Genomic DNA, 12,860 nt, shown 5'->3' with positions numbered 1-12,860 from the left:
TCCTCCGGCTCCCGGCCGTTTCGCTCGGGGCCGTCCGGGTCAGGTCAGGTCGAGCTTGAGCACCGGCCGGGCGGTGAGCGACTTGGAGTTCTCGTAGGCCAGCTCCATCACCGGGTCGGTGAAGGTGATCGGGATCGGCGAGGTGATCGGGAGCCCGTCGGGGAACGGCAGGTCCGGGGTGAGCGTGATCTTGATGCCGAGCAGCCGCCCGACGAAGCGGGTGGCGTAGAAGGCGACGTCGCCCTCGACGGTGAGCCGGTCGGTGACGTACCGCTGGCTCTTGCCCGCCGGACCGGAAGCCAGGAGGGTGAAGTCGTCCGTCACGGCCTTGTCCATGGTGAACTTCAGGCACTTGAGCGTGCCGTCCCGGGTGGGCAGCTCGACGATCCCCTCGAACCGCAGCCCGGTCATGGTCACCTTGGACCCGGTGAGCTTGGACGGCGGGTCCGCGACCATGGGCTGGTCCGGGTCGGCGGCCAGCTTGGGCAGCGGCTTGCCCTCCTCGACCGGCTTCGGCTTGGTGGGCGCCGGGCTGTCGCAGTCGGCGTCCGGCTTCGCCGGGGTGGACGGCGTCGTCGTGGCGCTGCCGGTCGGCTTCGGCGTGGCGGTGCCGGTCGCGGTGGCCGCCGGCGCGGCGGCCGCCGCCGGGGCGGTCGAGGTGCTCGGGCTGGGCGAGGGCTCGGGGTCGTCGCCGCCGGTGAACAGGTCCGTGATGCCGTCGACGATGTCGGTCAGCAGGTTGCCGTCCGAGTCCTTCTGCTCCTCGGCCGGCTTCTCCTCGGCCAGCGCGGTGCTCGGTCTGGCCGAAGCGGACGCCGAGGCCGACGCCGACGCGCTCGGGCGCGGGGCCGGGGCGGTGGCCGTCGGGCAGGCGGCCGGCGCCGCGACCGCCGGTTCCTGACCGCGGATCGCCAACAGGCCGGCCGCCGAGACGGTGGCGACGACGAACAGGATCGCGTACGCCCTGGGGTCCCGGTGACCGCCGCCCCGCGGCGTGTCCGGTCCGACCGCAGGCAGCACCTGGGTGCTGTCGGCGGCGCCGGGCGGGTCCGCCGGAGCGGCCTCGCGCAACGGGTTACGCGGCTCGGGGAGGGTGTCGGTCAGGACCCCGGTCGTCTCGTCCTCGCGCTGCCGGGGCAGCAGCTCGTCGACGAGGGCCGGCTCCGGCTCCCCGGCCTCGTCGTCCTCCTCGGACCCGGCAACCGGCTCCACCGGCTCGTCTGCCGGGTCCGGCCGCTTCTGTGGCACCCAGGCGAAGCCGAGGGCGCTGCCGACCATGCCGAGGAGCAGGCCGATGAAGAAGCCGCCGAGGTTCACCCCGATCATCGAGTAGAGCGCGGTGACCGCGGCGACCACCGCGTAGAACATGCGCTGCTGCGGGCTGAACCAGAGCAACATGCCGCAGGCGAAGAGGATGACCGGGATCAGCCAGGACAGGAAGCCGGTGGGCCCCATCTGGAAGGTGAGGCCGTGGAGGCTCATCTGCGTGGTGCCGAAGATCTCGAGGCCGGCCAGCGCGGTGAAGAGCCCGCCCCAGAACGGCCGCGTCCGCCGCCACCGGCGGAAGTTACGCCACGCCTGGCCGGCCCGACCGGGCTCGGCCTGCTGCGTCTCGGCGGTTGTCACGTACTCCTCCTGGCGGTGCTGACGGCGTGAGACAAGAACGAGGCCCGCGGAGGGCGCCCTCCGCGGGCCTCGACATCAGATCAGAAGCATTCCTTGGCGTCCTTGCCCACGTTGACCTTCAGCTTCAGGCCGTTGAGGGTGAAGACGCCGGCACTGGTGGAACGGGCCACCTGCTCCAGGTCGGTAATGGTCACCTTGTCCGCGCTCTGACCGAAGGACTTGGGCAGGACGGGCTGCGCCGGGTTCATGTCACCCGCGTCGCGGCCGATCTTGATCTTCTCGAACGTGGCGTCACCCTCGAGCGAGTCCATGTCGATCAGCAGGTCGGTGGCGGTCGCCGGCTTGCCGCCGCCACCAGCGTTGATGGTCAGCACGATCGGGATGCCCGGAAGGCTGGCGTTGACCGACTGGCAGAGGTCGTAGAGCTTGGCGTCGGCGATCTCGGAGACGGCCACCGGGTGCTGGGTGCCGTCACTCTCCTTGACCAGGCCGCCGTACTGCTTGAAGCCGTTGCCCTCCAGCTTCGAGGCGCCGACCTTGAAGGTCGAGCCCGAGACGGCGAACGAGGCCGCGATGGCGCCGTTGGCCATGCCCAGCACGATGCCGCCGGCCACGACGGTGGCGGGCACCATCACGGCGGCGAAACGACGCCAGCGGGTGCCGCCACTCATCTGGCGGTTCTCCGATTCACTCACAAGGTCCTCCTCGACGGGGGTGCGTCACCGGCGCGGGACGCGACGCGGGACGGGGGAAAGCTGCGGGGCGGCGCGGGCCCGTTGTGCCGACGGACGCGCAGTACGCGGATTGCATGCTCCCGCGAAGCGACACACCTCACAAGTCCCTTGCTACTGACGGGTAACACAGCCGTGGTATCAAGATCGCCCACGGTTACCAACGGTTAACATCCCGACAGCAAAGGGCTCGGGGCAAAACGGCCCTATTACGACAGGAAGACGGAGACGTTTCACCTGTGGTAGCCGTCACGGACGTACGTCACAGTTCGGTAACGGGCAGCTGACAGACCGCTGAGGGTGATGCCCCGTTCACCCGTCCGGCCGGCCCGGCTGGCCGGACGGCGGGCCGTCAGCTCCGGCCGTCCAACCAGGATCCGAGCAGATGATGGTCGATCGAGTCGATCCGGCCCAGCGGGCGCCCCGCCGCCACCCGCTCCCGCAGCTCCGCCCGCGTGAACCAGCGGGCGTCCACCAGCTCCTCGCCGTCCACCCGCACCTCGGTCGAGGCGGCCGTCGCGCGGAAGCCCACCATCAGCCCGGCCGGGAACGGCCAGGCCTGCGAACCCTGGTACGCCACGTCGACCACCGCCACGCCCGCCTCCTCGGCCAGCTCCCGACGGACCGCGTCCTCCAGGCTCTCGCCGACCTCCACGAAGCCCGCCAGGGTCGACCAGGAGTCCTCCGCCGCACCCCGGTGCCGGGCCAGCAGGCAGCGCTCCGGCTCGCCGGGCGCCTCGACCAGCACGATGACCGCCGGTTCGATCCGGGGGAAGTGCAGCCGGCCGCAACCGGGGCCGGTGCAGGACCGGGTGTGCCCGCCGTCGCCCGCCACCGTGGCCGACCCGCAGCCGCCGCAGAACCGCTGGCCCCGGTGCCAGTGCAGCAGCCCCTTGGCGTACGCCTGGACGGCCGCCTCGGCCGGCCCCAGCCCGCCCACCAGCGCCCGCACGTCCACCGCCTCGGCCGCACCGGCCAGCCCGCACGCCTCGGCCTCGCCCAGGCCGGAAAGGTCCACGGCGAACACCGCCCGGCCGGCGTCCAGCCCGAGGAACACCGTCTCGCCGGCGGCGGCGCGCAGCCCGGCCGCCCCGGCTGCGGAACGGCGAACCGGCACCCGGTCGGCCGCGACCAGGCACCGGTCCCGCCACAGCGGCAGCAACTCGGTCTCCGGGTCGCTCAGCCGGGCGGCGACCCACCCCGGGTCGGCGCGCAGCGCCCCCGCCCGGTCCAGCCAGCCACCGCCGTACGCCTGGGTCCGCTCATCCGTCCGCACCCGGCCACCGTCCCACGATCCGGACCGGCGCGGAGCCCCGCCCGGGGGTGATGACGGCGACACCGGGGTACGGCGGGCGCGGCGGCCCCGACGACCCCCGGGGCGGAGACTCCCGGCCGGCTCGGGCGTTGGTTACCGTAGGTGTCTCCCGTGGGGGAAGCGGTCCCCACGTGGTACTTCCGATCGAGGTTGCTGTGACGCTGTACGGCGAAAAGGTGCCTTCCGCCGACGACCGGCCCACCGTGAAGGTGACCGCGGTGAGCTGGCCGGACGTCGAGCCGGAGCCGGTCGCTGCACCCGCCGCGGGCGGGCCCGGGAAGCCGGGGCGGTCCCGGCGGCGGATGCTGCTCGCCGGCGGGATCGTCGCCGCCGTGGTGGCCGCCGGCACCGGTCTGGGCACCTACGCGTACGCCGGCGACGTGCCCCGGGGCACCACGGTCCTCGGCACCGAGCTGGGCGGTCGGAGCCGGGCCGAGGCGGCCCGGGCGCTCGACGCCGAGCTGGCCCGCCGGGCCGCGACGCTCAACGCCCCGATCGCCGTCACCGTCGGGGAGAAGCGGGCCGAGCTGAAGCCGGCCGACGTGGGGCTTGCCATCGACGTGGACGCCACCGTGGCGGCGGCGGCCGCCGCCGAGGCGCACCCGGTGAGCCGCCTCGTCGGCTCCCGCACGGTCGAGCCGGTGGTGACCGTCGACACCGCCCGCCTGGAGACCGCGCTGCGCACGGCCATGGGCGACCAGGGCCGCGAGATGACCATGCCCGCCATCATCTTCACCGGCACCACCCCCAAGCCGGTCTACCCGAAGCCGGCGCTGACCGTCGACGCGGCCGGCGCGGCCGGCGTCGTGAAGGCCGGCTGGCTGGCCGGGGAGCCGGTGACCGTGCCGCTGGTCGAGAAGTGGCCGGCCACCACCCGCGAGGAGGTCGAACGGCTCCTCGCCGAGCTGGCCCGTCCCGCCGTCGCGGCACCCGTCACGCTGACCACCGACGGTGGCAAGGTCACCATCCCGCCCGCCGCCATCGCCCGGGGCCTGCGCTTCGCCGCCGACGACACGGGCAAGCTGACTCCCCGCGTCGACGTCAAGCGGCTGCGGGCCGCGCTCGGCGACGCGCTGGCGAAGCTGGAGGTCGCGCCCAGGGACGCCGGACTGACCATCAGCGGCGGCAAGCCGAAGGTGGTGCCCGGCCGGGCCGGCCGGCAGGTCGACGCGACAGCGCTCGGCCGGGACCTGCTCGCCGTGCTGCCCAAGGCGGACGGCCGCACGGTGACCGCGGCGCTGAAGCCGGCCGAGCCCGAGCTGACCGAGGCCAAGCTCGCCGAGCTGGGCATCAAGGAGCGGGTCTCCACCTTCACCACCCGGTTCCCCGGTGGTCTCTCCTCGCCGCGCAGCCAGAACATCGTTCAGGCCGCCAAGGACGTGGACGGCGCCATCGTGCGGCCGGGGGAGACCTTCTCGCTCAACGGCCACACCGGCGAGCGCGGCTACGACCAGGGCTACAAGGACGCGCCCACGATCGTCGGCGGCAAGCTCGTGCCGGGCGTGGGCGGCGGTGTCTCCCAGTTCACCACGACACTCTTCAACGCCAGCTACTACGCCGGGCTGCAGGACGTCGAGCACAAGCCGCACTCGTTCTACTTCAGCCGCTACCCAGCGGTCATCGAGTCGACCATCTACTGGCCCCAGCTGGACTTCAAGTTCCGCAACAACACCCCGTACGGCGTCCTGATCGACACGTCCTACACGGGCAGCACGATCACCGTGTCGATGTGGAGCACCAAGATCTACGACAGCGTCAAGACGGAGTACGGCCCCCGCCGCAACATCACCCAGCCCAGGACGGTCTACCTGGACCCCGGCCCGGACTGCATCTCCGCCGCGGGCAGCGTGGGCTTCGCCCAGGACGCCTATCGGGTGATCAAGAAGGACGGCAAGGTGGTGAAGCGGGAGAAGTTCAGCTGGCGCTACGACCCCGAGCCGCGTTTCATCTGCGCCAAGCCACCCGCCTGACGCCCACCGAGCGCACGCACGGGAAAGCCCCGCCAAAGCCACCTGGCCGGCGGGGCTTTCCCCTGTCGTACGCCCGCTCAGGGCCGCGCCGCGGCCAACCCCTGCCGTACGCCGTCCGCGTCGCGGTCGGTGCCGTAGACCGGGGTGCCCGGCTGCTGCCGCCAGCTCTCGTCGAGCGTGCCGGCATCCACCGGGTCGAAGCCCAGCTCGTCCACGAGTTCCATGACCAGCCGCTTGGCGTCGGCGTCATCCGCGGCCACCGGCAACCCGATGCGGTCGGGCGTGCCCGCCGGCTGCCCGCGGTCCATCAGGTACGCGGCCTGGATGTTGTTGAAGACCTTCACCACCCGGGCGCCCTTGAGGTGGTCGGCGGTCCAGCGGCTCGAGCTGAGGCTGCGGTCGAGCAGCTCGGGGATGTCGCCGTCCCGCTCGGGATAGTAGTTGTCCGCGTCGACGACCAGCTTGCCGTCGAACAGCGCCGCCGGCAGCTCCGGCACGGCCCTGAGCGGAATGGCGATGACGACCAGCTCGGCGCCCTGGACGGCCTCCTCCAGGGTCCCGGCCATGGCACCGGTTTCCGCGGCGAGGTCGGCCAGGCTCTGCGGCCCGCGCGAGTTCGCCACCGTGACGTCGTGGCCCAGCGTGCGCAGCCGCCGGGTGAGGGTGCCTCCGATGTGCCCCGACCCGATGATTCCGATCTTCATGACCACTCCTGCCTCCGCCAGCGCCTGGCGGTCAGTTCCGGCCGAACCATCAGCAGGTACCCCCACCGGTCCGCCCCGATCACGAACGGCGGGTACACCACGTCACGTTTTCCGCCCGCCTGCCGGGGCAGGCGCGGGCGGTTCCCGCACCGACGGTACGAGACGCGGCGGCGTGCCCGGGGCGATTCACGGAAGCGCGCCACAAACGCAGTCAGGGCCACCCCGAAGGGTGGCCCTGACTGGAAGATTGTCCGGCGGTGTCCTACTCTCCCACACCCTCCCGAGTGCAGTACCATCGGCGCTGGAGGGCTTAGCTTCCGGGTTCGGAATGTGACCGGGCGTTTCCCCTCCGCCATGACCGCCGTAACTCTATGAACATGTCAAAACAACCACACGGTTGTTCGCTCGTTCAGAGTTGCACAGTGGACGCGTAGCAGCTTGGTAGTCAAGTCCTCGGCCTATTAGTACCGGTCAACTGAACCCGTTACCGGGCTTACATTTCCGGCCTATCAACCCAGTCGTCTAGCTGGGGGCCTTACCCCACAAAGTGGGTGGGATACCTCATCTTGAAGCGAGCTTCCCGCTTAGATGCTTTCAGCGGTTATCCCTTCCGAACGTAGCTAACCAGCCGTGCCCCTGGCGGGACAACTGGCACACCAGAGGTTCGTCCGTCCCGGTCCTCTCGTACTAGGGACAGCCCTTCTCAAGTATCCTACGCGCACGGCGGATAGGGACCGAACTGTCTCACGACGTTCTAAACCCAGCTCGCGTACCGCTTTAATGGGCGAACAGCCCAACCCTTGGGACCTGCTACAGCCCCAGGATGCGACGAGCCGACATCGAGGTGCCAAACCATCCCGTCGATATGGACTCTTGGGGAAGATCAGCCTGTTATCCCCGGGGTACCTTTTATCCGTTGAGCGACACCGCTTCCACATGCCAGTGCCGGATCACTAGTCCCGACTTTCGTCCCTGCTCGACCTGTCAGTCTCACAGTCAAGCTCCCTTGTGCACTTGCACTCAACACCTGATTGCCAACCAGGCTGAGGGAACCTTTGGGCGCCTCCGTTACCCTTTAGGAGGCAACCGCCCCAGTTAAACTACCCACCAGACACTGTCCCTGAACCGGATAACGGTCCGAAGTTAGATACCCAAATCAACCAGAGTGGTATTTCAAGATTGCCTCCACCCATACTGGCGTATGGACTTCACCGGCTCCCACCTATCCTACACAAGCTAACTCAAGTACCAATGTCAAGCTATAGTAAAGGTCCCGGGGTCTTTCCGTCCTGCCGCGCGTAACGAGCATCTTTACTCGTAGTGCAATTTCGCCGGGCCTGTGGTTGAGACAGTGGGGAAGTCGTTACGCCATTCGTGCAGGTCGGAACTTACCCGACAAGGAATTTCGCTACCTTAGGATGGTTATAGTTACCACCGCCGTTTACTGGCGCTTAAGTTCTCCGCTTCGCCCCGAAGAGCTAACAGGTCCCCTTAACGTTCCAGCACCGGGCAGGCGTCAGTCCATATACATCGAATTACTTCTTCGCATGGACCTGTGTTTTTAGTAAACAGTCGCTTCCCCCTGCTCTCTGCGGCCATACAACGCTCCACCCGCGCGGGGCTTCACGTCTCCGGCCCCCCTTCTCCCTAAGTTACGGGGGCAATTTGCCGAGTTCCTTAACCACAGTTCGCCCGATCGCCTCGGTATTCTCTACCTGACCACCTGTGTCGGTTTGGGGTACGGGCCGCTAAGAACTCGCTAGAGGCTTTTCTCGGCAGCATAGGATCACTGACTTCACCTGAATCGGCTCGGCATCACGTCTCAGCCTTAATGCGCCGCGGATTTGCCTACGGCACGGCCTACACGCTTACCCCGGCACAACCACCGGCCGGGCTCAGCTACCTTCCTGCGTCACCCCATCGCTTGACTACTACCCGCCAGGTTCCCACGCTCCCCACCATTGACCCGAAGGTCGCCGGCGGTTCGGGTGGTTAGCACAACGAGGTTCGTCAGGGTCGCTCTTTCGCGGGTACGGGAATATCAACCCGTTGTCCATCGACTACGCCTCTCGGCCTCGCCTTAGGTCCCGACTCACCCAGGGCGGATTAGCCTGGCCCTGGAACCCTTGGTCATCCGGCGGAAGGGTTTCTCACCCTTCTTTCGCTACTCATGCCTGCATTCTCACTCGTGCCGCGTCCACAACTGGGTCACCCCGTTGCTTCACTCGCGGCACGACGCTCCCCTACCCATCCACACACCTGCACAAGGAATCAAGTCCAAGCGAGGTTAAAATGTGAATGCCACAGCTTCGGCGGTGTGCTTGAGCCCCGCTACATTGTCGGCGCGGAACCACTTGACCAGTGAGCTATTACGCACTCTTTAAAGGGTGGCTGCTTCTAAGCCAACCTCCTGGTTGTCTATGCGACCCCACATCCTTTTCCACTTAGCACACGCTTAGGGGCCTTAGCTGGTGATCTGGGCTGTTTCCCTCTCGACTACGAAGCTTATCCCCCGCAGTCTCACTGCCGCGCTCTCACTTACCGGCATTCGGAGTTTGGCTGATTTCGGTAAGCTTGTGGGCCCCCTAGACCATCCAGTGCTCTACCTCCGGCAAGAAACACGCGACGCTGCACCTAAATGCATTTCGGGGAGAACCAGCTATCACGGAGTTTGATTGGCCTTTCACCCCTAACCACAGGTCATCCCCCAACTTTTCAACGTTGGTGGGTTCGGCCCTCCACGCGGTCTTACCCGCGCTTCAGCCTGCCCATGGCTAGATCACTCCGCTTCGGGTCTAGAGCATGCGACTAAAGAGCGCCCTATTCAGACTCGCTTTCGCTACGGCTCCCCCACACGGGTTAACCTCGCCACATGCCACTAACTCGCAGGCTCATTCTTCAAAAGGCACGCCGTCACCCCGCAAGGCTCCGACGGATTGTAGGCGAACGGTTTCAGGTACTATTTCACTCCCCTCCCGGGGTACTTTTCACCATTCCCTCACGGTACTCGTCCGCTATCGGTCACCAGGAAGTATTTAGGCTTACCAGGTGGTCCTGGCAGATTCACGGCAGATTTCAGGGGTCCGCCGCTACTCGGGAACACCCACAGAAGGTCAGCAACTTTCACCTACCGGACTATCACCGTCTACGGTCAGCCTTTCCAGACTGTTCGACTAGCCACTGACTTTGTAACTTCTCGAACAAGTGTCAGCTTGTTCAGCAGGGTCCCACAACCCCGACCACGCAACCCCTGACAGGTATCACACGCAGCCGGTTTAGCCTCAATCCGCTTTCGCTCGCCACTACTCACGGAATCACTCGTTGTTTTCTCTTCCTACGGGTACTGAGATGTTTCACTTCCCCGCGTTCCCCCCACACCCCTATGTGTTCAGGTGCGGGTGACACCACATGACTGGTGCCGGGTTTCCCCATTCGGACACCCTGGGATCACAGCTTGGTTGACAGCTCCCCCAGGCCTATCGCGGCCTCCCACGTCCTTCATCGGCTCCTGGTGCCAAGGCATCCACCGTTCGCCCTTGACAACTTGACCACAAAGATGCTCGCGTCCACTGTGCAATTCTCAACAAACGACCAACCCACAACCCGATCCGCCCCACACCAGCAACCCCTAACCAGGGATCCGGTATGCGAGGCCAGGTCATGCCTGGCGCCGGCGGAACTCTCGGTTCCGCTCACGGCTCTGAAAGACAACCGAGGTTGTTCCTTCAGGACCCAACAGGGTGCTTTGCACTCGCCGCCAGCCGCACCAGGACCCCGTTCCACACCACCGAAGTGGCCGTACTAGAAGGAACCTGGCCGTTGCCGGCACCGAGCTCGCCAGTGTCTCCGCCATTGAGCACCCCGACCCGACATTCGCGGGCCGCGGGCTCCTTGCACCCTTTCGGGTGAAGGTGCTCCTTAGAAAGGAGGTGATCCAGCCGCACCTTCCGGTACGGCTACCTTGTTACGACTTCGTCCCAATCGCCAGCCCCACCTTCGACGGCTCCCTCCACAAGGGTTGGGCCACCGGCTTCGGGTGTTGCCGACTTTCGTGACGTGACGGGCGGTGTGTACAAGGCCCGGGAACGTATTCACCGCAGCGTTGCTGATCTGCGATTACTAGCGACTCCGACTTCACGGGGTCGAGTTGCAGACCCCGATCCGAACTGAGACCGGCTTTTTGGGATTCGCTCCACCTCGCGGTATCGCAGCCCATTGTACCGGCCATTGTAGCATGCGTGAAGCCCTGGACATAAGGGGCATGATGACTTGACGTCATCCCCACCTTCCTCCGAGTTGACCCCGGCAGTCTTCGATGAGTCCCCGCCATAACGCGCTGGCAACATCGAACGAGGGTTGCGCTCGTTGCGGGACTTAACCCAACATCTCACGACACGAGCTGACGACAGCCATGCACCACCTGTGACCGCCCCCGAAGGACCTCACATCTCTGCGAGTTTTGCGGCCATGTCAAACCCAGGTAAGGTTCTTCGCGTTGCATCGAATTAATCCGCATGCTCCGCCGCTTGTGCGGGCCCCCGTCAATTCCTTTGAGTTTTAGCCTTGCGGCCGTACTCCCCAGGCGGGGCGCTTAATGCGTTAGCTGCGGCACAGGGAACCGGAGAGGCCCCCCACACCTAGCGCCCAACGTTTACAGCGTGGACTACCAGGGTATCTAATCCTGTTCGCTCCCCACGCTTTCGCTCCTCAGCGTCAGTATCGGCCCAGAGACCCGCCTTCGCCACCGGTGTTCCTCCTGATATCTGCGCATTTCACCGCTACACCAGGAATTCCAGTCTCCCCTACCGAACTCTAGCCTGCCCGTATCGACTGCAGGCCCGCAGTTGAGCTGCGGGTTTTCACAGTCGACGCGACAAGCCGCCTACGAGCTCTTTACGCCCAATAAATCCGGACAACGCTCGCGCCCTACGTCTTACCGCGGCTGCTGGCACGTAGTTGGCCGGCGCTTCTTCTGCAGGTACCGTCACTTACGCTTCGTCCCTGCTGAAAGAGGTTTACAACCCGAAGGCCGTCATCCCTCACGCGGCGTCGCTGCATCAGGCTTCCGCCCATTGTGCAATATTCCCCACTGCTGCCTCCCGTAGGAGTCTGGGCCGTGTCTCAGTCCCAGTGTGGCCGGTCGCCCTCTCAGGCCGGCTACCCGTCGTCGCCTTGGTAGGCCATCACCCCACCAACAAGCTGATAGGCCGCGAGCCCATCCCAGGCCGAAAAACTTTCCACCTTCCCTCATGCGAGGAAGGGTCATATTCGGTATTAGCCCCGGTTTCCCGGGGTTATCCCAAAGCCTAGGGCAGGTTGCTCACGTGTTACTCACCCGTTCGCCGCTCGAGTACCCCGAAGGGCCTTTCCGCTCGACTTGCATGTGTTAAGCACGCCGCCAGCGTTCGTCCTGAGCCAGGATCAAACTCTCCAACAAAAATCTTTGTTGAACAATCATCCTGACAACAAAAGTGTTGCCAAAGGAATCCCAACCAGCAAAGCCCTCCAAAAGAAGACCTGCCAGTCCGGGGTATAAATCAATTTGGCACTGGCTTATCAAGCACCCTGTTGAGTTCTCAAAGAACAACCACACACCATCCGAAAACCCCACACCGTGAGGCCCCCGTCCGGGGCATTTCGTTCAACCGCACCCGCCGCTCTCGCGCCGGGCACTTTTACTACGTTACCTCACCGTCTCTGCCGTGTCAAACCGTGTGTCCCGGTCTGTCACGCTTCGTACGGGTCGGCGCCGCTGAACTCGCGCAGCGGCGGACCGCTGTGCTTGGTCATCGGATTTGGCAGGCCGGCCGCTGCGGTCTCCCGCTAGCTCGCCCGGTGCCCTGCCGGTCGTCAACCTTACTCGGTCGGTTCCGCTCCGCCAAATCCGCCCTGCGGCGTTTCGGCGAGCCCCGCCCGCCCCGGCTCCGACGAGGTGCAACCTCGGTGGTTCCGGGTGCCGAGCCCGGTCCGCGACGCCCGGGATGTTCGTCCCGTTTGCCCCGTTCCGCGCTGGCAGAGAGAAAGTTACGCGGGTTCGGGTTTGATCGTCAAATCCAGGGGTAGCGTCCCGCGTCACACCATCACCGCCGAGCTATCTGGCCTGCTCAGCGATCGGGTGGCGGCGGAGTCGCACCCACTTCGGCACCCTCGGGACCCGCCCGCGCACGGGAGAGAGCGGTCCGGATCGCCTCCCGCATCCCCGGCGGCGCCGAATCTTGTCCGAACTCCCGGCGCTCAGGCGCTCCGCCGGCGGCGGTCCGCCAGCCAGCTCCGGATGCCGAGCACCCCGACGGTCGTGCCGATGGCCAGCGAGGCCGCGATGAGCAGCGCGTGCACCCAGAGGAAGCTGGTCGGGCTGCCCTCGCCCACCGTGCCGGCCGACCACGCCCGCGGGTCGTTCCAGATGGCGACCGCGAACCTCGGCCAGATCACCCAGGTCCACACCCCGACCCCGACCAGGAACAGCGACCAGCCGCGCGACAGCACCATGGCTGGCCAGTATGCCAGCGGGAGG

6 protein-coding genes and 3 rRNA genes are annotated in these 12,860 nt (G+C 66.5%); 1 reads left to right on the top strand and 8 read right to left on the bottom strand.

Annotated elements, in window-relative coordinates; all coding sequences use genetic code 11:
- Positions 1–39: 39 nt before the first annotated feature.
- The 3 genes from RMN56_RS12635 to nudC form a co-directional block, all read right to left on the bottom strand.
- Complete coding sequence (locus tag RMN56_RS12635) at positions 40–1,626, bottom strand: DUF6114 domain-containing protein (RefSeq protein WP_313723983.1); 1,587 nt, start codon at positions 1,624–1,626, stop codon at positions 40–42.
- A gap of 80 nt (positions 1,627–1,706) precedes the next feature.
- Complete coding sequence (locus RMN56_RS12630) at positions 1,707–2,297, bottom strand: DUF6230 family protein (RefSeq protein WP_151465172.1); 591 nt, start codon at positions 2,295–2,297, stop codon at positions 1,707–1,709.
- Positions 2,298–2,709: 412 nt separating this feature from the next.
- Positions 2,710–3,633, bottom strand: coding sequence for an NAD(+) diphosphatase (gene nudC / locus RMN56_RS12625; protein WP_313723982.1), 924 nt, complete (start codon positions 3,631–3,633; stop codon positions 2,710–2,712).
- 194 nt (positions 3,634–3,827) lie between these two features.
- Between nudC and RMN56_RS12620 the strand changes: the two genes are divergently transcribed.
- Complete coding sequence (locus RMN56_RS12620; RefSeq protein WP_313723981.1) at positions 3,828–5,642, top strand: VanW family protein; 1,815 nt, start codon at positions 3,828–3,830, stop codon at positions 5,640–5,642.
- A 77-nt stretch (positions 5,643–5,719) separates the two neighbouring features.
- Here the strand turns inward: RMN56_RS12620 and RMN56_RS12615 are convergent, their stop codons facing one another.
- The 5 genes from RMN56_RS12615 to RMN56_RS12595 form a co-directional block, all read right to left on the bottom strand.
- The gene (locus RMN56_RS12615) at positions 5,720–6,346 is read right to left on the bottom strand and encodes an NADPH-dependent F420 reductase (RefSeq protein ID WP_313723980.1); all 627 of its coding nucleotides are present in this window, start codon (positions 6,344–6,346) and stop codon (positions 5,720–5,722) included.
- 249 nt (positions 6,347–6,595) lie between these two features.
- Positions 6,596–6,712, bottom strand: a 5S ribosomal RNA gene (gene rrf, locus RMN56_RS12610).
- Between the two features lie 75 nt (positions 6,713–6,787).
- Positions 6,788–9,896, bottom strand: a 23S ribosomal RNA gene (locus RMN56_RS12605).
- 372 nt (positions 9,897–10,268) lie between these two features.
- Positions 10,269–11,783 (bottom strand): 16S ribosomal RNA (locus tag RMN56_RS12600).
- The 16S, 23S and 5S rRNA genes sit together here, the layout of an rRNA operon.
- A gap of 797 nt (positions 11,784–12,580) precedes the next feature.
- Positions 12,581–12,835: an SCO4848 family membrane protein gene (locus tag RMN56_RS12595; RefSeq protein WP_313723979.1), complete on the bottom strand. Its 255-nt coding sequence runs from the start codon at positions 12,833–12,835 to the stop codon at positions 12,581–12,583.
- Between the last annotated feature and the right edge of the window lie 25 nt (positions 12,836–12,860).

Origin of the sequence: Micromonospora halotolerans (assembly GCF_032108445.1) — a bacterium.
In the GTDB taxonomy this organism is placed as follows: Bacteria; Actinomycetota; Actinomycetes; order Mycobacteriales; family Micromonosporaceae; genus Micromonospora; species Micromonospora halotolerans.
This window is presented reverse-complemented; position numbering and strand designations above follow the sequence as displayed.